Genomic DNA, 26,055 nt, shown 5'->3' with positions numbered 1-26,055 from the left:
TTCAAAAAATTGACACTATATAGAATTAGCAATAACTATTCCAAGTTAGTAAATTTGCGATATTAATACTTGTAGGCGTCGGGGATGGGGAGTTTATTACTAAGCTTTGTAGGGCGTTTTCCTCGTCCCTTGTTAAAACGTTTTAGCTGAAATACATACGCTAGCACTTGTGCAACAGCCGTAAATAGCTGATCAGGTATTTGATCGCCAACTTCAGCCGTATGATAAAGTGCTCTAGTTAGCATGGGGGACTCTACAATGGGGACTTCATTACCAATTGCTACTTTACGAATTTGCATTGCCATCTCGTCAATACCTTTGGCTAGTACAATAGGCGCTCCTGCACGCTCCGTATCGTACTTTAAAGCGACTGAGTAATGAGTTGGGTTAGTAACAATAACATCTGCATCAGGCACATCTTGCATCATGCGTTTTTGCGACATTTGCCTTTGTGTTTGCCTAATACGTGCTTTTATTTGTGGGTCACCTTCCGAGTTTTTATACTCATCTTTAACCTCTTGCATTGTCATTTTAAGTTGCTTGTTATGGTTATAACTTTGAAATGGCGCATCAATTGCTGCAATAATAATTAAAGTGCATGAAAGCCCTAAAAACATCCACGCTAAAATCTCTAAGGCATGAATAATATTACCCGGTGCACTTTCTAAGCTTAAGTGCAGTATTTCATCAAAAAAAGTATCAATTAAAAACACTGCAAAACTTGCAACTAAACCAAATTTTAAAAGTGACTTTATAAGCTCAACAGCCGCTTGCGGGCCAAACATTCGCTTAAAGCCCTTCATTGGTGACATTTTGCTTGCTTTAGGCGCGGCAGCTTCCAGCTAAAATTAAAACCACCTAACAATGTATTACCAATAAATGCAGCTAAAACAATAATTAATACAAACATGGCCATCGGGAACATTAAAGCGTCAGCAACTTCTCCCCAAACGGCAAACATTTTAGTTGTATCAAATGCTTCGTTACGGTTTAAGCTAAGTGTACGGCCCATCACATTATATAAACCTTTGCCAATTTCTGGTCCATACATCAAAAGAGATATAGCCGAAAAAATAAGCACAAACATGGTACCTAACTCTTTTGAGCGCGCTATTTGACCTTTCTTTTTAGATTCGTCAAGTTTTTTGGATGTGGGTTCTTCTGTTTTTTCCTGCCCTGAGTCTTCAGACATGACTTTCTCCTAAGGTGAACAACCAACTAAAGTACACATTAGCTCAATCATTTTTAACCATTGAAACTCAAACTGAGTAACAAAGTTGCCTAGTGTCGCCCAAATAATAATAAGTCCCGCTACCAAGGTAAACGGAAAACCAATAGAGAAAATATTTAATTGCGGCGCTGCACGCGTCATAATACCAAACGACATATTAATAACGAGCATAGCTGTGAGCGGTGCAAGTGAGAGTACAAGTGCTGTAGTAAACATCCAGCCGCCCCAGGTCACTATGTCCCAGTAATGATCTACAGACCACCACGTGCCATCAATCGGTAACACTTGAAAACTATGGACCACCATCTGAATCATCATTAAGTGGCCATTAAAAACAAAAAATAGAAGTGTCGCTAAAATCAGAAAAAACTGTCCAACAGCAGGTACACTTGCACCATTAGAGGGATCAATAACTGAAGCAAAACCTAAACCTGTTTGCATTGCTAATATTTGCCCAGCTAACACAAAGGTGTTTAATAAGAGTATAGATGCAAAACCAATCGCAATACCAATCAACATTTGCTGGATAACAACTAAAATCATTTCAAACGAAAACAAATTAGTGAAGGTGGCCGGAGGTAATACAGGTATAACAACGAGAGTTACTACAACCGATAACCCCATCTTTATCCGAGTAGGGACGTTTTTAGCACCCAAACCAGCCATAATCATTATCATTGAGCTGATGCGAACTAAGGGCAGCAAAAAATCACTCAACCATTGAATTACGACTGAAAACGGATACTCCACTTTTAACCTGCTATTTCAGGAATGAGCAATACTAAACGAGTGAAAAAATCCATTAACTCTTGAGTAAGCCAATGGCCACCCACAATTAGCGCACTTATAGTGATTAATAAACGAGGTAAAAAACTGAGTGTTTGTTCATTGATTGATGTTGCAGCCTGAAATACAGCAACAATTAAACCAATAATTAGGCCAGGTACTACAATTGCAGACACCAACTTAATAACCAAAAACAAGGCATCACTTAGAATATCAACAAAAATTTCCGGTTCCATGTTGTACTCCTATTGTTGAATTACATTAATACTTTGCATACTAAGTCCCTAAGCCAAAGCTTTTGGCTAAGGTACCCATCACTAAGCTCCAACCGTCAACAAGTACAAATAACATAATTTTAAACGGCAAAGACACTATCATAGGAGAGAGCATCATCATACCCATCGCCATTAATACCGAGGCAACGACTAAATCAACAATTAAAAATGGAATAAAAAACATAAACCCGATTATAAATGCGGTTTGCAGTTCACTGGTAACAAATGCAGGGATCAATACAATTAATGGTGTATCTTTTGGCGAGTTAAGCTGGTCGTACCCGGCAATTTTAGCAAACGTTTCTAGATCTTTAAGACGAACTTGAGATAGCATAAAGGCTTTCATAGGCTCTTTTGCAAGCTCTAAAGCTTGCACTGAAGTAACCTGCTCATTTAAATAAGGTTCTATGGCCTGCTCGTTCACCTGCTGGTAAATAGGAGACATTATAAAAATACTTAAAAAAAGCGACATGCCTAGTAACACTTGATTCGACGGTGTTTGCTGCAAACCTATTGCTTGGCGTAAAATAGCAAGCACAACAATAATACGTGTAAATGAGGTCATCATGATTATAGCGGCTGGTATAAAACTCAGCGCCGTCATAATCGCTAAAACTTGTAACGTTACTGAGTAATCTTGTGTGCCATCGGCGTTTGTTGTAATGGTTAGCGCATCAATACCCTCAGCACTGACACTTGGTACAAATACCATGGCGAAAATAATAAGCAGCCACTTTGTCATAGGTCTAATTCTTTTTATTTTGGTTTGATTGCGGGTTTAAAAGTTTACCAAATCGTTTAGCTAATTCAGGAAGTTCTTTTTCGCTTAATGGGGTTTCTAACTTGTGTAAGTAATTAATACTGTGAGGCGTTACACCAAGCAAATGCTGCGCATTGTCTATTTCAACAACCATTAAACGCTCACGAGAACCCAAAGGTAGGCTTCTAACTACTTTAAACTCATCGCTGTTTGCTAGATTTGGATTAAGCTTCTTTACAAAAAATGCCAGCACGATGATAAGTACTAGCACCATTACGAGTGACAGCACCATAGAGAGTATATCTCCAGTTGGTGTTGCCACATCTGCTTTTGAAAAAACGGAACTCGTTAAAGCAACTAATAAGCTCATCGTAATTTTTTGATCCGCTCTATTTGGCTTATTACATCAGTTAAGCGAATACCAAACTTGTCATTTACTACAACAACCTCTCCATGAGCAATCAAAGTGCCATTAACCAAAACATCCAATGGCTCACCCGCAACACGATCGAGCTCAACAACTGATCCTTGGTTAAGCTGTAGTAAATTACGAATATTTATTTTAGAACGGCCAACTTCCATAGAAATGGTAACGGGGATATCTAAAATCGTATCGAGTTTACGTTTTTCATCGCCGCTGATTTCGTGCTTTGAATCACTTAACTCGTCTAATTCTGCAACATGCGCCTCAGCACCTTCATCTGGGGTATCGGCTTCTGCAAGCGCAGCAGCCCACTCGTCCATAGTATCTTGATCATCACTCATACTTTTAACCTTTTAATCAATTACCAGTCTAAATCTACACCATCAGAAAGGTGTAAATCATCCTCTAATTCTGCTAATTCTGCATCTGAGTCAATTTTCTTGCCGCCTTTGGTAAATACATGCAGCTCAGATTTAACTGAATCAGGTCGTTTAATTTTTTCGCTAATCTGTAGGGCAACACTATCACGAGAGCGGCCCATTTTGGCTCTGAATGTAGGTAACTCTTCGACAAATACTGTAATGTGCTCAGGCATTTCAACAGGGATTATATCGCCTGCTTTGAGTTCCATTATTTGCTTTAAAGACAAATCAACTTCAAGTAATTGAGTTGATAATCCAACTTCTACATCCATAATCTCATCGCGAAGCGCTTTACTCCATCGTAAATCGGTATCTTCAGTATCCGACTGCACACCAGCATCTAACAGCTCTCTGATTGGCTCAAGCATGGAGTAAGGTAATGCTATGTGAAAATCACCACCACCACCATCAAGCTCAATATGAAAAGAGCTAATAACTACAACCTCTGTGGGGCTCACAATATTAGCCATGGCAGGGTTGACCTCTGAGTCGAGGTATTCAAAAGATACATCCATGACAGGCGCCCATGCTTCTTTATAATCTTCAAAGATTATTTTAAGTAGCATTTGTACAATACGACGTTCTGTTGGTGTGAACTCGCGGCCTTCTATTTTTGCATGATAACGTCCATCGCCACCAAAAAAGTTATCAACCAAAATAAACACAAGTCGTGCTTCCATGGTGATTAGTCCGGTGCCTTTTAGTGGTCGAAAGCGGACCATATTTAAGCTGGTAGGTACAAAAAGGGTGTGAATATATTCACCAAATTTAATCATTTGCACACCATTTATCGATACTTCAGCAGTACGGCGCATCATGTTAAATAGGCTAATTCGCATATGCCTAGCAAAACGTTCGTTAACAATTTCAAGTGTCGGCATGCGACCACGTACGATTCGATCCTGCGAAGAAAAGTCGTACTGAAGTGTACTACCTCCGCCGTCTTCACTATCGTGCTCTTCCTCTTCGACATCATCAACACCGTGTAATAACGCATCAATTTCGTCTTGGGATAATAAATCGCTCACGCTAACCCCTTATTGCATCACAAAGCCGGTAAACAGAACCCGCTCAATTACTTTACTACCTTCAACGCCAGCTAAAGCTGTTTGTACTTTTTCAAGCGCAGAAAAACGCAATGTTTCTTTGCCTGCACTCGTACTTAATTCATCAGCTGTAGTTGTAGAAAATACACTTAATAACGTGCCTTCTATAAGTGGGATATGTTTTTTTGCAGTTTCTTCATTGACTTCACCACGTACCAATAACTGCACTTTAATTTGTACAATCCTATCACGACTTGAACCTGGTACATTAAATACAAAAGGTCTGGGCATAGCAACATACAGTGCACTGCCAATCGAAGCAGATGAGCCAGAAGCAACAGGAGCCTCAGCCACTATGGCCGTTTCTTCATCTAACGTTTCTGCTGGGACATCATCAGAACCTGACATTAAAAAATAACCTGCGGCGGCACCAACAACAAGTACAACGGCAGCAATAATAATTATCAGCTTCTTTTTACTTTTACCTGTTTCTTCAATTTCTAAATTAGTGTCTTCAGCCATTGTATTTCCTTTATTTGCAAAGGTACTTACTTGTTTTAGTTATTATAATAGCAGTACTTAGGCATAGTAATCTATTGCTGATGAAGTTTGTTGTCGAGAACTTTGTAGTTGAGCATCTACTGAATCGGCATTTTCTTCGTTAATGGTATTTTTATTAACCAAACCCTTTTTTGAATCATCGTCATTTTGTTCTGTGGTTTCGTTTTTAGAATCGCCATATGAAATACTGCTATCGCCTAATTCAATACCTTGTTGTGCGAGCATTTCACGCAAACGAGGCAATGATTGTTCTAGCGCCTCTTTTGCTTGCTGATTTTGTACTACAAAATTAATTTGGGCTTGCTCAGCATCACTTCTAATACGTATTTGCATACTGCCCATTTCAGGTGGATCTAAGCGTATTTCAGCTTCTTTATTGTTAATACTTAGCATTGAACTGACGCGCTCTTGCAAGAGCTTAGCGGCATCACTTTTAATAATATTAACCGCCTGCATAACACCCGGATCAATACTCATTTGCTTACCTTGCGCAGTGCTTTGTAATTGTTGAGATTGCAACACTTGCGTATCTAGTATTGCTTGTTCATAGCCTAAAGTATCGTAATTACTTAATCCGCCCCTTTGCAAGGTATCAAGTGCGCCTGTGATTTGTGTAAATAGCTGCATAGAACGCGGGGTTAGCTGTTCTGCATTATTGATTTTAGAACCATCTTTTTGAATCATGTCTAGCTGTTTTATCAAATCATCGTCCGCCTCAGCTAATTGGTCTGGCGGAATACTATTTTCATTTATTGTCGATTTCACACTCTGCTTCTGCGGATTGTAAACAGTATTTGGAGTTTCACCTGCAACAAAAGTAGTTATTTTATTCTTTGGTTGTTCTAAATTGATTGATGTTTCAAGCACACTTACCGCTTCTTTGAGATAAGTTAACTGAGCACCTTGTGGCTGTTCGGTTTTAATATAAGTTGTTAACTGAGACAATAACGCTTGTTTTTCAGTCGTCGTTAACGCGCTAATTTCTGCATTAAAAGATTGTTTAGGTACTAAAGCTTGTGGTTTATTATTTTCAGTCACAAACGCATTAAGCATTTGTTTTAAAGCCGCAATATTATCATTGTTAATTGATTTATTTACGGTTTGAGATTGAGTAATTAATTGTTCACGCTGCTCAGGAGTCAAACTTGACAATATTTTATCTAACTTTATTGCACTATCATCTTTACTTAACAACGTTTCAACTGCAGCACTGTTACTGCTTTGAGAATCCACATTACTTACACGTTGAGTATTCGTGATCTCACCTTTTAGCGTTTGCTTGTTGTCTACCAAGGCAGGTTTAATTTGTGATTCATCAGCAGCAACACGTTTGGCGATGCCTGGTTTATCTATAATAGGCCCCTCTTTATCGTGTTCATTTTTATCAACGACTGGATTTAATTGCTCATCAAGCTTCTCTGCGGCAAAACCTTTATTTATATTACTTTTATTTAATGCTGCAGCATCGCTAGTATCTTTGTCAGTAGCTTGCGATTCAGTACTTTTTTGTTCAGCGGCCTTTTGCCCGATGTTTTGTGATGCACTTGAAATTATATTATCAGCGGATTTACTTTTAGTTTTATCTAAACCAGTATCAACAGTATCAATAGTATCAATAGTATCAATAGTATCAATAGTATCAATAGTATCAATAGTATCAGAACTCTGTTCAGAGTGTTTTTTAACTGATATATCAATAGCTTGTGCAGAGTTAATTTGAGCCAGCATACTATCTCCAGATAAATTAGTATTATCTTGGTTTTCTTGCTCATTTTCTACAATATCGGTTTTGGCCTGTTTAGGCTCAGCGGCACGAATCGAATCTTTCGCATCACCTGAAGAGCTACGTTTACTTGCCGCTTCAATTGAATTATGCGCACTGTGTAACTGATTTAGAAACTCGGTGTCATTGCTTTCTTTATCTTTAGCTAAACGATTGTCTTTAGAGGCTAAATAAGAATCTTGCTCAGACGCAACCAAACTAGAAATATCATTCATCACCATAAACCACCTAACATTATTGCGGCAACACGCCACCGCATATTGCCAAAAATTAAAGACTGCCTAAATAAAGCAATTTACGTGCCTAATTTATAAAACTTTACGACGCTGAAAAAATTGGTTGGATGAAAACTCATCTAACATTTTTTGCTCACTTTTCGCAATAAGCACATCAGCTTTTAATTTTTGGTTTTCAATTAACTTAGCAACAGCTTTAGCTTTAATTTGTTGCTTTAACCAAATTGCTTTTCGTTGACTGACTACTTGCTTAGCCGTATTAACTGTACTTGCCTGTTGGCGAATTGCTTCTTCTATTTTTGCTATAAAAGCATGATATTGACTAAATCCCGCACTTGATAAACCTGACTGGCCTTTTACATGTAACTGTTGCATGTATTCCATTCGAAAATCATTCAGACCTTGTAATTTTTGTTGATTGGCCTGCAAATTCTGATTTGCTTGTAGGTAACTCATGCGCAAGTTTTCTTCTTTGTCATTTTCAAGTTTGAGCAACAAATGCAGCTTATTCTTAGCCATTATGCTTGTCCTAATAGTTGTGCTAAGCCTTGTAAGCCATCATCGTAACTAATCACATCACGCATACCTTGCTGTAAAAAAGTATTAACTCTGGGCATCATATTAATAGCTTGATCAAGCATTTGGTCAGTGCCTTTTTGATAAGCGCCTAAAGTGATCATATCTTTATTTTGCTGATACATAGAATATACCTGCTTAAGCACACGAGCTTGTTGCATATGCTTTTGTGAGACAACTTGAGGCATCACTCGTGAAATCGACTTTTCAATATCAATTGCCGGATAATGACCACTGTCAGCTAAATCACGGGAAAGTACAATATGGCCATCTAAAATAGCCCGTGCAGCATCAGCAATGGGATCCTGCATATCATCACCTTCGCTTAATACTGTGAAAAAAGCAGTAATTGATCCCTGCCCTTCCCCGCCGTTACCGGCGCGTTCCACCAGCGCCGGTAATTTAGCAAACACTGATGGCGGATAACCTTTTGTAGCTGGAGGCTCGCCAACAGCAAGTGCAATTTCACGTTGTGCCATTGCATATCGAGTAACTGAATCTAGTAGCAACAATACATTTAAACCTTGATCACGAAAATACTCAGCAATTGTTACAGCACTTTCACAGCCTTTTAAACGCATAAGAGGAGATGAATCAGCCGGTGCAGCAACAACAACTGAACGTTTTCTCCCTTCTACACCAAGAATCTCTTCAATAAATTCTTTTACTTCTCGGCCACGTTCACCTACTAGTCCAACAACAATAACATCGGCCTCACTGCCGCGTGTCATCATACCTAAAAGCACCGACTTACCGACACCAGAACCTGCAAACAAGCCCATGCGCTGGCCTTGACCTACAGTAATGACCGAATTTATAGCACGCACTCCCACATCCATAGGCTGGCTTATCGGACGTCGAGAAAGTGGGTTTATAGTATTTTGTGCAAATTTTAAATAATGTTCCGCATTTATTTTACCAAGACCATCAAGTGGGCGACCTAATCCATCAACAACGCGGCCTAACAAACTCATTCCAACGGGTAAACCTAAGTTATTGACCTGAGGGATCACTCGAGCACCAGGTAATACTCCTGAAATATGATCATTAGGCATTAGGTAAAGAGTTTGCTCATTAAAACCTACTATTTCAGCATCAACAAAACCATTCATAGTTTCTATTTTGCATTGGCTTCCAACAGGCGCACGTAAACCTTTTGCTTCAAGTGTGAGGCCTACGACACGTGTTAAAATACCCGCTACCGCGAGGGCTGGTGTATTAATATGCTGTTTATATTGAGATAAGCGTTCGCTTAAAGATGCACATTGTTCAGACATGACATGCCAATAAAGTAGTTAGATACCACTATTATGCAAAAAACTATCCAATGTTTCTTTGACGCGAGTTTTCAAGGTCATATCGAGTGAGGATTGGGCTGTTTTAACCTCGCAACCGCCACGTTCAAGTGTAGGTTCAGCGATTAGTTGCCAATTATTATCTGCGATGGTTTGTTCTCCATAGCTGTTTTTTATGAGTTCTAAATCTTCTGGGTGTAAATGTATACGTACCTTTTCTTGCTCAGCATTAAGCGAATCGATACTTAGTTTAAGTGTATGTAAAATAACATCAGGAGAGGTTTTTACTTCTTGATAAATTATTGCTTCAGCAAGCATTACTGTCAATTGGACTAATTGTTTTTCAACTTGTTCATCCACTTTATTCAAAGGAGTAGTTAAATTATCTAATATGCTACGCAAACCCGTGAGTTGTTCTTCAATTAATGGTTTTACGTCCTCATGACCTTGAGTTTTACCTAGTTCAAGCCCCTCTTTATAACCGGCCTCTTTTCCCTCTGTAACGCCTTTATCAAAACCATCAATATAACCTTGCTCATGCCCTTGTTTAAGACCTTCTTCATAAGCATCTTGTCGAATTCGCTCAAGTTCAGCCATAGTAATAGAAGGTAATTCAGGTTCCTGAGGTTCCTCTACAGGTACCTCTTCGGCCATTTCTTTTTTGTATAAATCCGAAAGTGGTGTGCCAAAAGCAGTTGAACGATCTCCAAAACTTCTTTCGTCCGGAGCCATATTGGGCACTGACCAGTTTCTTAATAATTCATCTGCTTCTTCTGCATTGAGTGGACGACCTTTTAACTTACTCATGCTTTACAGGAACTCCTCACCACCACCGCCACCTAGCTGAATCTCGCCAGAATCAGATAAACGACGTGCAGTTGATAAAATTTCTTTTTGCGCAGCTTCAACTTCACTAATTCTTACAGGTGCCATTGCTTCTAAATCATCAGCAAGCATTTCTGCGGCACGTTTAGACATGTTACCTAATATTTTCTCTTTAAGAGCATCGTCTGTGCCTTTAATCGCTTTCATAAGTACATCTTGTTGTACTTCACGCAAAATTGCTTGAATGCCACGGTCTTCAACATCCATTAAGTTTTCAAATACGAACATTAAGTCTTGAATTTGCTGTGACATCTCTTCATCGTGCTCACGAATAGAGTCCATTAACTGCCCTTCTACATTTGTATCAAGGTAGTTCATAATATCAGCTGCAGCTTTTAAACCGCCCATTTTAGCTGCTTGCGCACCCGCTTGACCTGCAAATTGTTTTTCCATAATCTCATTGAGTTCTTGCAATGCCGCTGGTTGCACTTCTTCAAGATTAGCAATACGCATAGTTAAATCTAAACGTACTTTTTCAGGAAACTGTGCCAATATTTCAGCAGACTGCTCTGGCTCTAAATAAGATAAAACAATAGTTTGAATTTGCGGATGCTCATTACGAATAATATTCGCTACCTGCTTAGAGTCCATCCACTTAAGAGAATCAAGTCCCTTAGCGCCTGATCCCATAACAATTTGGTCAATAAGGCTGGCTGCTTTATCTTCACCCAATGCAGCTGTAAGTGCTTTTTTGATAAAATCTTCAGATTGGAAGCCTATCGTACTAAAACTCTGAATTTGTTCAATAAACAAATTATGCACGGCACTTATTTTAGCTTGAGATAAGTCATCTAAGCCCGCCATTGCCATACCCACTTTTTGTACCTGTTTAGGTTCTAAATGCTTGAGTATTTGCGCCGCATCTTCTTCTGATAAACTCAAAAGTAATATAGCCGCTTTATCTACACCATCGAGCTTATCAACATCAAATGCTGTTGGCAGTTGTTTTTGTTCTTGATCAGTCATCTTCTGTTAACCACGCTTTCACTACTTGTGATGATAGTTCTGGTTCGTTAGCTACAAGGGCACGAATTGCTTTTAATAAGTCCTCGTCACCATGTAGGTCTGGTAACTGTAGTGTACCATCGCTAGAGAAGCCAATTGAAGCAGAATCAAAGTCTTTATTTAGCATATCAAGTGTACTGTCACCAATATCAACCCCTGAACTCAATGCATCTTCATCATACTCTTCCAAGGTATTATCAGGGTAAATTAGACGTTTTAGCATTGGCTTAACTACGGCCATAATAAGAACAATAATTACTAAGGCACCTAGACCCAGACGCACATACTTCACAAACCAATCTTGCTCCCACATTGGGACTTCAAGGTCTAAACCTGTCGTTTCACGCACAAATGGCACTGTTACCACTTCAAGTGCATCGCCACGCTGCATATCAAACCCTACACCGCCTTGTAATAAACGACGAATATTTGACAATGCCTCCACTGATCGTGGTGTCATGGTCGTTTCGCCGTTTTCACCCACTTTTGGAATATAATCAACAGCAACCGATACACTTATTCTGCGTATTACCCCCGTTTGCTGGCGTTTATGCGAAATAGTAGTATCAAGCTCATAGTTTCGCGTAGATTCTTTGTGATTACGAGTTGGCGAAGTACCTGTTCCTGCACCACCTTGTCCTGCTACTTCTGGAATATTCGAGTTTAGTGGAGGCTGATTCGTAAGCGCACCGGGAATACCAACGGCTAAACCGCCTATGTTATTTTCTTCAAATGTGGTTTCACTTCTCACTGCAGGTAAATCTGGATTGTAGCGTTTTTGTGTTTCTTCTATCGCACTAAAGTCCATACTTAAATCAACTTGGGCTGTGTAATTTGCAAGCCCTACGACAGGTATTAAAATGCTGTCTATTTTTTCTAAATATTCTTGTTCTCGTTTGCGTTCTAAGTCGTATTCTTTACGAGAACGTGCTGCTAATGAGCTTTGCGAACCTGAATTTAATAAGCGACCATTTTGATCTGTAACAGTAACCCTAGCTGGCTCTAAGCCTTGTACTGCTGAAGCAATCATATCAACAACAGAGTCTATCTCTTCACCATTAAGAGAGCGTCCACGTTTAAGTGTTAACACAACGGTGGCAGATGGCTTTTTCTCTCTGCGCGCAAATACGTTCTCTTTTGGTATCGCAAGCAATACTTTCGCACGAGTAATATTATTAAGCTCTTCTATAGTACGTGCTAATTGCTGCTCTCTACCATGTTTAAGGCGCTCACGTTCAAGACGCTGACTAACCCCAAACCCCATATCTTGCATGATAATATCTGATCCCGAAGTAGGTCCTTGGTCTAACCCTTCGCGAGTCATTAATAATTTTATATTTTGATATTCACTTTCATCAACCGATACGACATTACCATCAAGTTGATATTCTATCTTTTGTGCATCTAAAAAATCGAGGGTTTGAATTAACTCTTCTGTTTGCATTTTACCCAATGGGCGCATATCTGGCTGACGTGCCCAAATAATGATAAAAATGGCTATAGCCAAACAAATAGCCAGAGCTATAACCAGTGTCACTTGGCGTAATACATCTGTACCATTTAAAGCACTTAAATAGCCTGATTTCTGTTCTTGTTGATCATCACTATCACTTTGGTCGATATCACCACTAGCAAGTGCAAGGTCTGTAGATTGGTTAGATTGCGCCACGATAATTCTCCACTACCTAGTTAAACAGGCATGTTCATGATTTCTTTGTAAGCTTCTACAAGTTTATTACGAACCTGTACTGTAGCTTCAAATGCAACCGAAGATTTCTGAGAAGCAATCATCGCCTCAGCAAGCGATACACTTCGGTCACCCATTTCAACTGCTTTTACTTTTTGGCCTGTATCTTGTTGTAACTCATGCACTGTATTTAGCGCATTACTTAGCATATCGCCAAATTGTGCAGTAGAAGTAGACTGCACTTGAGTTGGCAATTTATTAATTTGATTATTACGACCAGCTTCAAGGGCCATTGATTGCATTTCTTGAAAGACAGCGCTATTTTGAATTTTCATAATTTTTCTCTGACAATGCAGTTAAGCTTATAAATAGAATAAAGCACAAACCATGCCAACTAAAAACATAGTTAAAACAGTTGGTTACAGTTAGGTTGTAAGTCAGAGTTTTGACAACCCCGAATTAAATTAATTAAATTTGGGGCTTAGAGGGATTATGCAGGAAGTGAAATACCTAAATCGCGCATTTGCGCTAACTTATAACGTAATGTTCGAGGGCTAATACCTAATGTTTCTGCTACATCTTTGCGCTTACCTTGACAGCGGGCTAATGTTTCTAAAATAATACTATGCTCTTTGTCTTTAAGTTCATCTTTATAGCTCCCCGTGTCAACCGCAAGTAAATCTTGCTTTGGCTCACCAACCATAGGTATTTTTTCATCGTAATATGCAGTGCTTAAGCTATTTATAGCTTCGTTTGACGTTGCTGTTTCCAATACTTCTGTTGATGTAATCGCAAAATCGCTTGCTACTAAGTTTTCGATAAAAATAGCATGTTCATTTATTGTATTACCACTTCGTAGTATCAGTGCTCGCTGAATTACGTTATCTAGTTCACGAACATTACCAGGCCATGCATGAGCAAGTAGTTTTTGCTCTGCTGCTTTATCTAAGTAGGCCATAGGCTCTTTACTTTTATTTATATGGCGTTCTATTAAATGCTTTGCGAGTATAATTATATCGCCAGGGCGCTGGCAAAGAGGTCGCCACATTAATGGAAAAACATTAAGTCGGTAATATAAGTCCTCTCTAAATTGGTTCTTAGCGACCGCTTCTTTTAAGTCACGATTACTCGTTGCTAACACACGAACATCTAATTGGATTGTCTTACGAGCACCTAAACGCTCTACTTCCCGCTCTTGTAGCACTCGTAGTAGCTTTGCCTGTAATCCTAAATCCATTTCAGTGATTTCATCTAGTAAAATTGTTCCGCCTTGCGCCTGTTCAAATTTACCAGGGCATGCTTGAATAGCACCTGTAAACGCCCCCTTTTCGTAACCAAATAAAGTGGCCTCAAGCATATTTTCAGGGATCGCAGCACAATTTATAGCAACAAAGGGTTCATTGCATCGACTCGATTTATCGTGAATATAACGCGCGAGCACTTCTTTACCTGAACCACTAGGCCCGAGCACCATTACACTCGCATCAGAGCGTGCAACTTTACTTGCAAGTTCGAGTAATTGAATGCTACTAGGGTCGGCAACAATAGGGCCATCTGTCTCTTTCGCTTTTTCAGGCAAATAGCGACTCACCATATTTAGCAGCACTTCAGGTGCAAATGGTTTAGCCATATAATCAATAGCACCTAAACGCATAGCTTCAACAGCATCATCAATCGTGGCATAGGCCGTCATCATCAATACAGGTAAGTCGGGATAATTTAATTTAATACTTCGCAGTAAGTCCAAACCGCTCATGGTTCCCATTTGCACATCACTTACGACTAATGAAAATTGCTCTTTTTTAAGCAATAACATCGCTTGCTCTGCGCTATTAGCTGAAACGCATTCAATACCTGACATCTCCAGCGTATCAATTAAAGCTTCACGGAGCCCCGCATCATCTTCTACGACTAAAATAATATTACTCATAATGATTCCTCTAATTTAGATGTCGCGCGTATTGGCAGAAGTAAACTAAAACAAGCTCCACCATGAGCATTGTTACTAACGTCAACACGTCCTTGGTGCGCATTAACCACCGAACTTACAACAGCAAGCCCTAGACCAGTGCCTTGGCTTTTTGTAGTAAAAAGGGTTCAAACATTTTATCAGCCTGACTTAAATCAATACCGGGACCATTATCGCTTACACTAATACGCACAAAGTCGTGATCTTGTAAATCAGTCGCGGCACTCAAATGCACTTTAGCCCCAGAACCAATCACTTGAATGCTATTGTGAATAAGGTTTTGAACAGCACTGGCTAGCGCTGTCTTATTCCCCACTATTACAATATCTGGTTCAGGAAGACTTACGTCCAGCTCGCTTTCATTAAGTGCGACCATGGCATCAGCACCGGTTTTCACTTCTGTTAATAATTGCTGCATAGAGACTTGTTCAACGACTTGCTGCTCACCGCTTTTAGCAAATAACAGCATGTCATTAACCTGCGTTTCTAAATCTTTTAATCGTGACACCAATTTAGTTTGGAAATTATCGCGAGATGCTTCTGGCAAGCGCTTTGAGCCTAAGTTAGCAGCATAAAGCATTGCTGCAGATAGAGGCGTGCGTACTTGATGCGCAAGAGACGCCACCATTTTACCCAGCGCACTTAATCGCTGCATATGTGCAACACGTTTTTGTAAACGTCGCGTCTCAGTTAAGTCCGCCATTAAAATAAGTTGTCCCGGCTCTGGAGCCAAAGCGGTAATGTCGAGCTTAATTAAACGCCCGTCTTTTAATGATACTTCGTGTCCATCATCTTGATGTGGTTTGAAAGACCGCTGAATAACATAAAACCACTTTTCACCTTCAAGTGGTTCACCAAGCATATCAATCGCAATTTGGTTCGCTTTAGCAACCATGCCTTTACCATCAAGTACAACAACACCAGTGGGCATTGTATCAACCAAGTGCGAAAGCCAACTTGCCTGCTTACGAAGATCACTTAGCTCACCAATGTACTCCTCTTGAAGTAAACATGGGTTATACTTATTTGCAGAAATAAACTGTGGTTTTAGCACGCTTGCAAGGGCCATAATCAAATCTCAAACTAATGTAGATACAGAGTTAAATGCACAATTTGTACCAAAGTTTATTTATATATTTATCATTAAGTTACACAAGAAAAACAAGCGACATAAAAATGACGCACGCTAAGGAATAATAATGAGTGAGCAAATAGAATGCCGTTGTCCATGGCTAGACACGACTAAACCTGACTACGTTACTTACCATGATGAAGAATGGGGGTGCCACTTTATGATGACCAAAAACTATTCGAATTTATAACTCTTGAATCAGCACAGGCGGGGTTGAGTTGGTACACCATATTAAAAAAACGCCAAGGTTATAAAAAGGCATTTGCTAATTTTGATGTAAAAAAAGTAGCTGAATTTACATCAGATGACATTGAGCGTCTAATGTTAAATAAAGAGATTGTTCGTAACCGTTTAAAAATTGCAGCAACTGTTAATAACGCAAAATGTTTTATCGGTATTCAAAAAGAGTTTGGTAGCTTTAGCAATTATCAATGGCAATTTGTGAGTAATAGGCCGCTTGTTAGTCACTTGAATAATATTGAGGACTACCCTGCTATAACTGAACAATCAACTGCATTCGCTAAAGACTTAAAAAAGCGAGGATTTAAGTTTTTAGGCCCAACAACAGTCTATGCACACATGCAAGCCTGCGGTATGGTTAACGATCACAGTAATGACTGTTTTAGAAAAGAAGAAATTATTAAGGCTTTTAGTGGTGAGTAAGCAGGTAAATAGGTAGGTAATTAAAAGCTTCGCTTTTCACGCGAGCAAGCTCAGCGTCTACGCCAAAGTTTTGATTTGAGGTTGCTTTGTAGACGCGCTGCTTACAGGCGTTCAAAAACGTAGTTTTTTGGATGGGTGTTTAAATAACTAAAAGCTTCGCTTTTCACGTGAGCAAGCTCGGCGTCTACCGCCAAAGTTTTGATTTGAGGTTGTTTTGTAGACGCGCTGCTTGCAGGCGTTCAAAAACGTAGTTTTTTGGATGGGTGTTTAAATAATTAAAAGCTTCGCTTTTCACGTGAGCAAGCTCGGCGTCTACGCCAAGGTTCTGATTTGAGGTTGTTTTGTAGACGCGCTGCTTGCTGGCGTTCAAAAACGTAGTTTTTTGGATGGGTGTTTAAATAATTAAAAGCTTCGCTTTTCACGTGAGCAAGCTCGACGTCTAACGCCAAGGTTTTGATTTGACGTTGTTTTATAGACGCGCTGCTTGCAGGCGTTCAAAAACAAGTTTTTGGGATGGGTGTTTAAATAATTAAAAGCTTCGCTTTTCACACGAGCAAGCTCGGCGTCTACGTCAAGGTTTTGATTTGAGGTTGTTTTGTAGACGCGCTGCTTGCAGGCGTTCAAAAACTAATCTCTTGAAAGATTATACTTTTTCATTTTTTCAACTAGCGTGGTTCTGCGTACACCTAATATTTCTGCCGCGCGAGCCACAACGTAATCAAAGCGCTCTAACGCTTGCGTTATTAAGCTAATTTCAAGCTCGGCTAAGTAATCTTTAAGTTCAATACCGTCATCGGGCAACAACCCACTTCCAACTTGGTTAAACTCTGCTTCAGGTTCGTTTTCGTAATCACTGAATCCTGTGCTAAATATATCGTTAAACGCGTCTTTTTCCATTAACTCTTCTGGGTACTCAGGCTCATATGCTTCTACCTCAATATAGCGGTATTTATTAGGTAAATCGGGAATATCGACTACCTTTTCAGGAAACATAATAACCATTCGTTCCACTAAATTAGCTAGCTCACGAATGTTACCAGGCCAAGCATGCTCTTTTAAGCTCTCCACTGCGCGCTCAGTAAACTTAGCGGTAGAACCTGTTTGATCGTTAACACGGCGCATCAGTTCTTTTAAAAGCAGCGGAATATCATCTGCGCGCTCACTCAATGACGGGTTTTCAATAGGAAATACATTTAATCGATAGTACAAATCTTCACGAAAACTACCTTCTTCAATCATATTTTCTAAATTTCGGTGCGTTGCAGCAATAACACGTACATCAGCTTGAATCGCCTTTGTACCGCCAACTCGCTCGTAACTACGTTCTTGTAATACGCGCAGCAACTTAACCTGCATTTGCAACGGCATATCACCTATTTCATCTAAAAACAGCGTACCACCTTGTGCAAGTTCAAAGCGTCCTTTACGAGCGGATATTGCTCCTGTAAATGCCCCTTTTTCATGGCCAAATAACTCACTTTCTAATAACTCCGCCGGAATAGCACCACAGTTAACAGGCACAAATGGCCCATTGTTACGCTTAGAAAGCAGGTGTACATTACGAGCAACAACTTCTTTACCGGTTCCTGACTCACCTAAAATTAAAACATTAGCGTCCGTTTTTGCCACTTGCTCAATTAAAAAGCGTACATCTTTTACTGCATCTGTTTCACCCACTAGCCCGTCAAAGGTTTTAAGGGGTTTGGTATGTTTATGTCCATTTGGTAACATTCGCTGATATTGCTGACAATCGTGAAGCAACTGTGTTGTTACTTCATGACTAAACGGTTCGCAAATAAGGCCAACCACATTAGCAATGCTTAGTAATGGTTTAAGGGTTTCGCCTATTAATAAAAAAGGTAAGGTTGGGTAGCGCTTAATTAAACCTTCGTGGTCAAGAGACTGCAATGCACCTAAAATGATCATGCATTCTTTTTGTTGGTACTTTTCACACTCTTGTTCAAAATTTGTTTCATTTAACAATTGTACTGCTTCACCAATAAAAGTAAGCGATGCATTTAAACCTATTGCGCGATTGTTATTATTATCTAAAATCAAGATCATATTTAGCGAGCCGTACTTTCACTCATTTATTTAATTACCTAAATTGTAAGCCAGTTCGCCATGGATGCAAGCGATAGCGGCATTTTTTTGACATAAACGCCAAAAAACAGACAGCTAGTTAAAATAACAATACTTAAGAATTAATCATTAAGTACCAATTATTAAAGTTGTGTCAAAATCATTTTTTTAATTATTTAATTCCTTAGCAAAGCTGACTTTCTTAGTAAATATAATCTAATATTAGCTTAAGTTGAAAGCGAACATGCCGATAAATAGATAAGTAAAAAATGCTTGGCATTATTATTGCTTTTATTTTTACATAATTTTTATCGTTTAAATCTAGGATTTCCCCATGGCTCATGTTTCAGTAAAAAAATACAGTCAAGTTCGAGTAAGTAATATTGCCGAAATGACCCCGTACGAACAAATAAATCTTATTTTCAGTAATATTATTGGTCGCTTAGCAGCTACAAAAGGATTTATTGAGCGAAAAGAGATTGAAAAAAAGGGCGAGAATATATCAGCCTGCGTTTTGTTATTCGGCGCGCTGCAAGATGCACTTAATTTAGAAGTAGAACAAGACCCTAGTATTTCTAACAACTTATTGGCACTTTACGATTATTGCCAACGCACATTAACCAAAGCCAATTTAAATAATGATGTTGACGCGGTATTAGAGGTGTCTAACATTGTAAAAGAAATAAAAGAAGGCTGGGATAATATTCCTGTTGATCAACGTGTTTCTGCGGTTTAGCTTATATTATGAATGCGAGTAATGCTTCAGAGCAGCTAACAACAAATCAAGCAGAACATATAAAAATACTGCTTAAGGAAATTGAATCGTTAGTAAACGATAATAATGCCGATGAAGCTCAACCCATTTTAAAAACCTTAAATACAGATTTAAAAAAATGGTGTGAAAGTAATAACAGCCCTAATGCAGAGCAATTACAGTCAATTCAAATTACAATTAATTCCATTTTAGCTAAAGCTAACATAGCTAAAAATGAATCATCTAAAGCAATTATTAAGTATAAAAAGTCAGGAAGGGCTATTAAGGCTTATAAAGCGACTTAGTAAGTAAATTGAATAACTTTATTCAATACTCTATATATTACACGTAATTTATACCAATCAGCTTAATTAAGTGAGCTATTTTGAGGAAAGAAAACCTTGTCGATAACTGGGCAAAAATTTCGTTATTTAGTTGTTCTATATCAGAAATTTTTAACACAGTTAGCGCCAAGTTTAAGCCCTCAAATTTATCGAGTTTTATTGCAGATTGGTATTAGCGCTGAAAATAGCTGCCCGAGATAGATTTATTGTCCAGAGTTTAGGTTAAATAGACCCCATATAAGCAGATTAGTATAAGTATTATCTCAGATAAATATTACACAATAAAAAACCGCTAAGTTTAAACTTAGCGGTTTTTTATTGATCACGTTTAGCAAAGCTTTTACTAAAGGATTAATTTGATTGTCTAACTACACCTGGCATATTTTCTAATTGAGCTTGAACATAACTACTGGTGTTATTAAGGCTTGCAACTAATAAATCCATTGCGTTATATTGAGCATATAGTCGAGACGATAACGATTCCATTTTACTTGTTAAACTCTCTCGCTGATCATCTAAATCATCTAGTTGATTTGTTTTACTATCGATTCTGTTTTGAATAATTCCGTCAGAATCTGTATAGAAACTCATTAACTCATCAAACGACTGTGCAAAACCACCATCATCATCGTTACTGCCAACAAAAAACTGCTGCACAGAACCTACATCTGCATTAATTTGGTCACTTAAGGTATCACTATCTAAACTAAGCACACCATATCGGTCTGTTGTTACACCTAGTTGTGAAAGTGACAGCGAATTACCTTCTACATTAACTGAATTTGTTATTGTATCTCTTAGTTTAGACATGACTCCACGTAATAAGGAATCTCCCGCCATTACACCTACGCCATCTTCGCCAGATGCACCTAAAGTGTTACTAAGTTCTAGCAACTCATTGTAGCTTGCAATAAAACCGCTTAAACCACTTTTAATATTATTATTATTTTCAGTGACCGATATGTCACTTATGTCACCACTATCCGCGGCATCATGTAGTTTTTTAGCGGTAATATCGACACCATCAATCACATTACTAAACTCGTTAGTACTGCTAGATACAACCAACGTGCCATCAATGGTGATTTGTGCATTCTGCGCAGCGTTTACTTCAGTTAAGTTAGTTGTATGATTTAGGGGGTCTGCATCTGTTACATCATAGGCTAATCGAGATAATCCACCTGTATCTGTATTATTACCATCACTGTCTTGTACAGTGATTTTAATCGCGTTTTCTTCACCGGTCTCTTTACTTGTGAGCACTAGGTGCTGACCTAAATCACTTGTTACTATCGTTGCAACAACTGAGTCATTACTATCATTGCCAGTAAAAGGCCCGTTATTAATTTGGTCTCGTAAGTCTTCTAAAGTATTGGTAGCCGATAAAACAGTGGAGAAACTATTATCACCAGAGCCTATCGTAATTACACCTGCCCCTATTGCCTCATCTGAAGTAAATGCGCTTGATGATAACTTATGAGCCTGCGCTAATGCATCCACTTTTACGTTATAACTGCCTGGTTGTGCGTCTTCATCTGCACTTATTGATATAAAATCATCAGTGCCTGATGTACTACGTTGCTGATATTTGTCACTATCACCAAGGGCTTCCATTGAGGTTTGCACTTTTTCAAGCGCTGACTTTAACGCCCCAACGGCTGAAATATCAGTTGTTAAACTAGCTTCTTTAGTATTTAAACGGGCTTCAGCTGGTGCTTGTTCTGAATTTACTAATGCATCAACAATATCTGATACAGCTAAACCAGAGCCTAAGCCATTAAACGAAATAGACATACTTCACCTCTTTAAATACTTAAAAAACAAGCTAATTTAATATTGATACTAAACCGTTTGATCAATCAAAATACCTGCCGATTCAGACAGCTTAGACACTAAGCTTAATACTTCCTCCGAAGGATATTGCTTAATTACTTCTCCACTGTTTTTGTCGAGCACTTTAATTACATCACGTCCTGAATCTTCATCTACTTTAAATTGCAGACTGCGATTCATTTCTCCCATAAAGTCCTGCAATTGTTGCGCCATTTCTTCTAGTTGCTCACGTTCTAAAGGCTGTTGTTTATCTTCAGCCTCTTTTTCATACATTTTCTGCTGCAATTGCTGCTGGGTCTGTGTATCTACTTGCTTTACATCATCAATAGCACGTTCAGTTAAATTACTAGCAGTGTTACCTGCTTGCTTAACATCACTCGCTGTAGTTGAAACTGGCAACATCGTTTCCGAGCTTGAAGTTATGGTGTTCATATCACCTCCTGCATTACGCATATGATTGGTACTAATTGTAGCTTTAAACTACAAAAGGAGATAGCTAAAGCCATCTCCTTTTTAATTACTAATACTGACTTTTTGTATTAGTTAGCCAACAACCTAGCCGCTACTATTAGCTTATTAACCTAGTAGGCTAAGCGCTGTTTGCGGTAACTGATTCGCTTGCGACAAGATTGATGTACCTGCTTGTTGCAATATTTGGTTTTTCGTCATCTCTGCTGTTTCTGTTGCGAAGTCAGTATCTTGAATTCGGCTACGTGATGCAGACACGTTCTCTGATATATTTGCTAAGTTACTTATTGTGTGGTCAAAACGATTTTGCACCGCACCTAAGCTCGCTCGTTGTGAGTCGATGTTTGCAATCGCGTTATCAATAATTGCTAACGCATCTTGCGAGCCTTTCTGGCTTGTAATATCAACATCAGCAACATCATTTAGCTTACTTGTTACATCAGTTGTACCGGCGGCTAAAGACGCATCACTTGCTTGAGCACTAAATGTCTCTGAAGAATTCAACTGAACAGCACCTGATACTCTCGTTGCACCAGCGGCTGTATTTAATGTTACCGCTGTACCAGCAGCCCCATCATAACCTTCTGGAGTAACATCAAGTTCAACTGTAGGTGTACCGGCACTGTCTGTTAAATCTGCAAATGTAATATCTGCACCATTATTGTTCGATACAGAAAGAGCACCATTTTCGATCGTTGCAGTTACACCATGCTCGTCTGTTGCACTGTTGATAGCTTCTGCTAATGCTTGCTCATCACCTGATTTAGAACCTGTAGCAACAAATGATAACTTCTCACCATTAAGTTCAAAACTTACAGATTCATCTGCAGCAGCTAGCGCAGAAAGAGATAAGCCAGCTTCAGTTCTTGCTTGAGCTGTAACACCTGTAGAGCTCGTTACACTGTTAATTGCAGCAGCTGCATCTTCTGCGCTAGCGCCTGCAGCAATAGTAACTTGAGCGTCATTACGTCCAGAGATATCATATGTACCGCCTGCAACAGCACTTGTTGCTAGTGTTGCTGTAGCAGCTGCAGCTTGACCAAAACCATCTGCTGCTGCTGATTGTAGATTAACTTGGTTAGAACCAATTTTTTCTGCCGCTACACTAGACAGTGATACGTTAATTGTTTCGTTTGCATTTGAACCAATTTGGAATGATTTCGAACCGAAGCTGCCGTTCAATAATTGCTGACCACCAAACGAAGTCGTATCTGAAATACGTGTTAGCTCTGTTGATAAAGCTGATACTTCTTTTTGTAGCGCTTCACGGTCTTCTGATGAATTTGAACCATTCGCTGATTGTAGTGCTAATTCACGCATACGTTGTAAAATACTTGTAGACTCACTCATCGCGCCTTCAGCTGTTTGCGCCATTGAAATACCGTCGTTTGCATTTCTTTGCGCTACGCCTAAACCATTTACTTGTGATGTTAAACGATTTGAAATTTGTAGGCCTGCCGCATCATCTTTCGCGCTGTTAATACGCATACCCGATGATAAACGCTCCATTGATGTCGCTAAGTCAGAACCTGATTGAGATAGGTTACGTTGTGCGTTTAATGAAGATACATTTGTGTTTACTGAAATCATAATAAAACTCCTGATTACTTTCGTAAAAGTACTGTTTTGATTTAACCAAGAGCCGTAACAAATTTATGTACAAGCCCCTTACTGATTAAGTTAACGGCAGGAAACAAAATACCTTTAGCTTTTATTTAAAAAAATTACAAATTCATGTTAACAAATTTGTAATTTGTTGATTAGTCTATTTTATTACGATGACATCGTTAACACCTTAAGATTAAAATTTATTTAATCTTAAGGTGTTAACGATGGCGCGATATTTATAACCTAGTGGGTTAAGTAAATCGAGTAACAAGGAGTTAGTCGCCCTTAAAAAGAACCTGTGAGCAGCGTATATTACACTTATTTGCCTATTTATGGGGAATAACCACACACCATAGACCTTCTTCACGTAAACAAACCAAACTATTGTAGTACCAGTCCGTAATAATATTTAATTAATTTTGGGGGGCTAAATTTGATACAAACTGTATTATTATTTTTGATTACGACTGCATGGATGTACAAAGAAGAGGGAACAATATAAAAGTAATTATCGAGAACAACCAAATTACACAATTATCTTGTCGTTAAATAAAGCCCATATATAAGCCGATTGGTACAATATTAAAAGCTAAATAAAAAGGAGATGACCAAAGTCATCTCCTTTTTAAATTATTATTGGTATTCGCTAAATTAAAGAGGTAGCTAATCTAATACCTTATTTCAATTAACCTAATAGGCTAAGCGCTGTTTGCGGTAACTGATTCGCTTGCGACAAGATTGATGTACCTGCTTGTTGCAATATTTGGTTTTTCGTCATTTCTGCTGTTTCTGTTGCAAAGTCAGTATCTTGAATTCGGCTACGTGATGCAGATACGTTCTCTGATATATTCGCTAAGTTACTTATTGTGTGGTTAAAACGATTTTGAACCGCACCTAAGCTCGCTCGTTGTGAGTCGATGTTTGCAATCGCGTTATCAATAATTGCTAGCGCATCTTGCGAGCCTTTTTGGCTTGTAATATCAACATCAGCAACATCATTTAGCTTACTTGTTGTTTCTGTGATTACACCAGCTAGTGAATCATCAGACGCTTCTACACTAAATGTTTCTGAAGAGTTTAATTGAATACCACCTGAAATTCGTGTTGAGTCAGTCGCAGTACCAGCTACACCACTTGTTAGTACAACAGGGACAGCCGTACCCGTTCCGCCATCATCTTCAACACCGGCATAAGACAGAGCTGTCACTGATAATGTACTCGCTACAGGAGCACCAGCAGCATCTGCTGTTGCATAACCTTCTAACGTTATATCTGCACCCGTATTATTAGATACTGATAATACACCGTTTTCAATACTCGCTGTTACGCCATGTTCATCAGTTGCACCATTAATAGCTTCAGCCATTGCTTGCTGGTCGCCATCTGCATTACCTGTAGCTACGTATGAAACCTTCTCGTCGTTAAGCTCAAAACTAACCGTCTCGCCAGAAACTGTTGCAGCACCACCAACAACTACCGTGGCCTCTGTTCTAGCTTGCGCACTAACACCTGTAGAGCTCGTTACACTGTTAATTGCAGCAGCTGTATCTTCTGCGCTAGCGCCTGCAGCAATAGTAACTTGAGCGTCATTACGTCCAGAGATATCATATGTACCACCTGCATTTGTACTTGCCGCAGCGGTAGAAGCAGCTGCAGCTGTAGCAGTACCAAAACCTTCGTTAGCAGTACCACCTTGTAAATCTACTTGGTTAGAACCAATTTTTTCTGCCGCTACACTAGACAGTGATACGTTAATTGTTTCGTTTGCATTTGCACCAATTTGGAATGATTTCGAACCGAAGCTGCCGTTCAATAATTGTTGCCCACCAAACGAAGTCGTATCTGAAATACGTGTTAGCTCTGTTGATAAAGCTGATACTTCTTTTTGTAGCGCTTCACGGTCTTCTGATGAATTTGAACCATTCGCTGATTGTAGTGCTAATTCACGCATACGTTGTAAAATACTTGTAGACTCACTCATCGCGCCTTCAGCTGTTTGCGCCATTGAAATACCGTCGTTTGCATTTCTTTGCGCTACGCCTAAACCATTTACTTGTGATGTTAAACGATTTGAAATTTGTAGGCCTGCCGCATCATCTTTCGCGCTGTTAATACGCATACCCGATGATAAACGCTCCATTGATGTCGCTAAGTCAGAACCTGATTGAGATAGGTTACGTTGTGCGTTTAATGAAGATACATTTGTGTTTACTGAAATCATAATAAAACT

The 26,055-nt window shown here is 39.1% G+C and carries 22 protein-coding genes and 4 pseudogenes; 3 read left to right on the top strand and 23 right to left on the bottom strand.

Annotated features, from left to right (window positions below; all coding sequences use genetic code 11):
* Positions 1 to 62: 62 nt before the first annotated feature.
* The 17 genes and pseudogenes from flhB to P4S71_RS13650 all read right to left on the bottom strand — a co-directional run bounded on the left by flhB (position 63) and on the right by P4S71_RS13650 (position 16,010).
* Positions 63 to 1,192 (bottom strand): annotated as a pseudogene (gene flhB, locus P4S71_RS13730) (flagellar biosynthesis protein FlhB).
* 9 nt (positions 1,193 to 1,201) lie between these two features.
* Complete coding sequence (gene fliR / locus P4S71_RS13725; RefSeq protein ID WP_033023775.1) at positions 1,202 to 1,981, bottom strand: flagellar biosynthetic protein FliR; 780 nt, start codon at positions 1,979 to 1,981, stop codon at positions 1,202 to 1,204.
* Positions 1,982 to 1,983: 2 nt separating this feature from the next.
* On the bottom strand, positions 1,984 to 2,253 hold the full coding sequence (locus P4S71_RS13720; protein WP_007377950.1) for a flagellar biosynthetic protein FliQ: 270 nt from the start codon (positions 2,251 to 2,253) through the stop codon (positions 1,984 to 1,986).
* 40 nt (positions 2,254 to 2,293) lie between these two features.
* Complete coding sequence (gene fliP, locus P4S71_RS13715; RefSeq protein ID WP_007377951.1) at positions 2,294 to 3,034, bottom strand: flagellar type III secretion system pore protein FliP; 741 nt, start codon at positions 3,032 to 3,034, stop codon at positions 2,294 to 2,296.
* Between the two features lie 4 nt (positions 3,035 to 3,038).
* Positions 3,039 to 3,422 carry a flagellar biosynthetic protein FliO gene (gene fliO / locus P4S71_RS13710; protein ID WP_007377952.1) on the bottom strand — a complete coding sequence of 128 codons (384 nt, stop codon included), beginning with the start codon at positions 3,420 to 3,422 and terminating at the stop codon, positions 3,039 to 3,041.
* Complete coding sequence (gene fliN, locus P4S71_RS13705; protein WP_007377953.1) at positions 3,419 to 3,817, bottom strand: flagellar motor switch protein FliN; 399 nt, start codon at positions 3,815 to 3,817, stop codon at positions 3,419 to 3,421. Before fliN ends, fliO begins: the two co-directional genes overlap by 4 nt.
* Before the next feature lie 20 nt (positions 3,818 to 3,837).
* Positions 3,838 to 4,926: a flagellar motor switch protein FliM gene (fliM, locus tag P4S71_RS13700; protein ID WP_007377954.1), complete on the bottom strand. Its 1,089-nt coding sequence runs from the start codon at positions 4,924 to 4,926 to the stop codon at positions 3,838 to 3,840.
* Between the two features lie 9 nt (positions 4,927 to 4,935).
* Positions 4,936 to 5,466, bottom strand: a complete 531-nt coding sequence (gene fliL, locus P4S71_RS13695) for a flagellar basal body-associated protein FliL (protein WP_096792646.1) — start codon at positions 5,464 to 5,466, stop codon at positions 4,936 to 4,938.
* Positions 5,467 to 5,523: 57 nt separating this feature from the next.
* Positions 5,524 to 7,503 (bottom strand): flagellar hook-length control protein FliK, encoded by a 1,980-nt coding sequence (locus tag P4S71_RS13690; protein ID WP_442961718.1) that lies wholly within the window; start codon positions 7,501 to 7,503, stop codon positions 5,524 to 5,526.
* A gap of 93 nt (positions 7,504 to 7,596) precedes the next feature.
* The gene (gene fliJ / locus P4S71_RS13685; protein ID WP_007377957.1) at positions 7,597 to 8,043 is read right to left on the bottom strand and encodes a flagellar export protein FliJ; all 447 of its coding nucleotides are present in this window, start codon (positions 8,041 to 8,043) and stop codon (positions 7,597 to 7,599) included.
* On the bottom strand, positions 8,043 to 9,377 hold the full coding sequence (fliI, locus tag P4S71_RS13680) for a flagellar protein export ATPase FliI (protein ID WP_007377958.1): 1,335 nt from the start codon (positions 9,375 to 9,377) through the stop codon (positions 8,043 to 8,045). Before fliI ends, fliJ begins: the two co-directional genes overlap by 1 nt.
* 18 nt (positions 9,378 to 9,395) lie before the next feature.
* Entirely contained in the window at positions 9,396 to 10,202 is an 807-nt protein-coding gene (gene fliH, locus P4S71_RS13675; RefSeq protein WP_007377959.1) for a flagellar assembly protein FliH, read from the bottom strand.
* Positions 10,203 to 10,205: 3 nt separating this feature from the next.
* The gene (gene fliG / locus P4S71_RS13670) at positions 10,206 to 11,246 is read right to left on the bottom strand and encodes a flagellar motor switch protein FliG (RefSeq protein WP_007377960.1); all 1,041 of its coding nucleotides are present in this window, start codon (positions 11,244 to 11,246) and stop codon (positions 10,206 to 10,208) included.
* Positions 11,239 to 12,954 (bottom strand): flagellar basal-body MS-ring/collar protein FliF, encoded by a 1,716-nt coding sequence (gene fliF / locus P4S71_RS13665; RefSeq protein WP_008136718.1) that lies wholly within the window; start codon positions 12,952 to 12,954, stop codon positions 11,239 to 11,241. Before fliF ends, fliG begins: the two co-directional genes overlap by 8 nt.
* A gap of 20 nt (positions 12,955 to 12,974) precedes the next feature.
* Entirely contained in the window at positions 12,975 to 13,307 is a 333-nt protein-coding gene (gene fliE, locus P4S71_RS13660; RefSeq protein WP_007377962.1) for a flagellar hook-basal body complex protein FliE, read from the bottom strand.
* A 155-nt stretch (positions 13,308 to 13,462) separates the two neighbouring features.
* Positions 13,463 to 14,902 carry a sigma-54-dependent transcriptional regulator gene (locus P4S71_RS13655; RefSeq protein WP_337150846.1) on the bottom strand — a complete coding sequence of 480 codons (1,440 nt, stop codon included), beginning with the start codon at positions 14,900 to 14,902 and terminating at the stop codon, positions 13,463 to 13,465.
* Positions 14,899 to 16,010: pseudogene (locus P4S71_RS13650) on the bottom strand (sensor histidine kinase). The gene P4S71_RS13655 and the pseudogene P4S71_RS13650 overlap by 4 nt, the downstream one beginning before the upstream one ends.
* Positions 16,011 to 16,140: 130 nt before the next feature.
* Between P4S71_RS13650 and P4S71_RS13645 the strand changes: the two are divergent.
* A pseudogene (locus P4S71_RS13645) lies at positions 16,141 to 16,736 on the top strand (DNA-3-methyladenine glycosylase I).
* Between the two features lie 627 nt (positions 16,737 to 17,363).
* Here the strand turns inward: P4S71_RS13645 and P4S71_RS13640 are convergent.
* Positions 17,364 to 18,800: a sigma-54 dependent transcriptional regulator gene (locus tag P4S71_RS13640; protein WP_096792640.1), complete on the bottom strand. Its 1,437-nt coding sequence runs from the start codon at positions 18,798 to 18,800 to the stop codon at positions 17,364 to 17,366.
* A 352-nt stretch (positions 18,801 to 19,152) separates the two neighbouring features.
* On the opposite strand from P4S71_RS13640, the gene fliS reads away from it, so the two are divergent.
* Both fliS and P4S71_RS13630 read left to right on the top strand, forming a co-directional pair.
* Positions 19,153 to 19,554 (top strand): flagellar export chaperone FliS, encoded by a 402-nt coding sequence (gene fliS, locus P4S71_RS13635; RefSeq protein WP_007377968.1) that lies wholly within the window; start codon positions 19,153 to 19,155, stop codon positions 19,552 to 19,554.
* Between the two features lie 8 nt (positions 19,555 to 19,562).
* A complete protein-coding gene (locus P4S71_RS13630; RefSeq protein WP_007377969.1) occupies positions 19,563 to 19,877 on the top strand; it encodes a hypothetical protein in 315 nt (104 codons plus the stop codon).
* Positions 19,878 to 20,267: 390 nt separating this feature from the next.
* Here the strand turns inward: P4S71_RS13630 and fliD are convergent, their stop codons facing one another.
* The 5 genes and pseudogenes from fliD to P4S71_RS23160 form a co-directional block, all read right to left on the bottom strand.
* A complete protein-coding gene (gene fliD / locus P4S71_RS13625) occupies positions 20,268 to 21,710 on the bottom strand; it encodes a flagellar filament capping protein FliD (protein ID WP_007379097.1) in 1,443 nt (480 codons plus the stop codon).
* Between the two features lie 48 nt (positions 21,711 to 21,758).
* Entirely contained in the window at positions 21,759 to 22,181 is a 423-nt protein-coding gene (locus P4S71_RS13620) for a flagellar protein FlaG (RefSeq protein ID WP_007379096.1), read from the bottom strand.
* Positions 22,182 to 22,325: 144 nt separating this feature from the next.
* A complete protein-coding gene (locus P4S71_RS13615; RefSeq protein WP_058230558.1) occupies positions 22,326 to 23,810 on the bottom strand; it encodes a flagellin in 1,485 nt (494 codons plus the stop codon).
* 700 nt (positions 23,811 to 24,510) lie between these two features.
* Positions 24,511 to 25,191, bottom strand: a complete 681-nt coding sequence (locus tag P4S71_RS23165) for a flagellin (protein WP_007379113.1) — start codon at positions 25,189 to 25,191, stop codon at positions 24,511 to 24,513.
* A 495-nt stretch (positions 25,192 to 25,686) separates the two neighbouring features.
* Positions 25,687 to 26,046: pseudogene (locus tag P4S71_RS23160) on the bottom strand (flagellin N-terminal helical domain-containing protein); the annotation flags it as partial.
* Between the last annotated feature and the right edge of the window lie 9 nt (positions 26,047 to 26,055).

The sequence above is a fragment of the Pseudoalteromonas sp. B62 genome (assembly GCF_037162565.1).
GTDB lineage: Bacteria > Pseudomonadota > Gammaproteobacteria > Enterobacterales > Alteromonadaceae > Pseudoalteromonas > Pseudoalteromonas fuliginea.
This window is presented reverse-complemented; position numbering and strand designations above follow the sequence as displayed.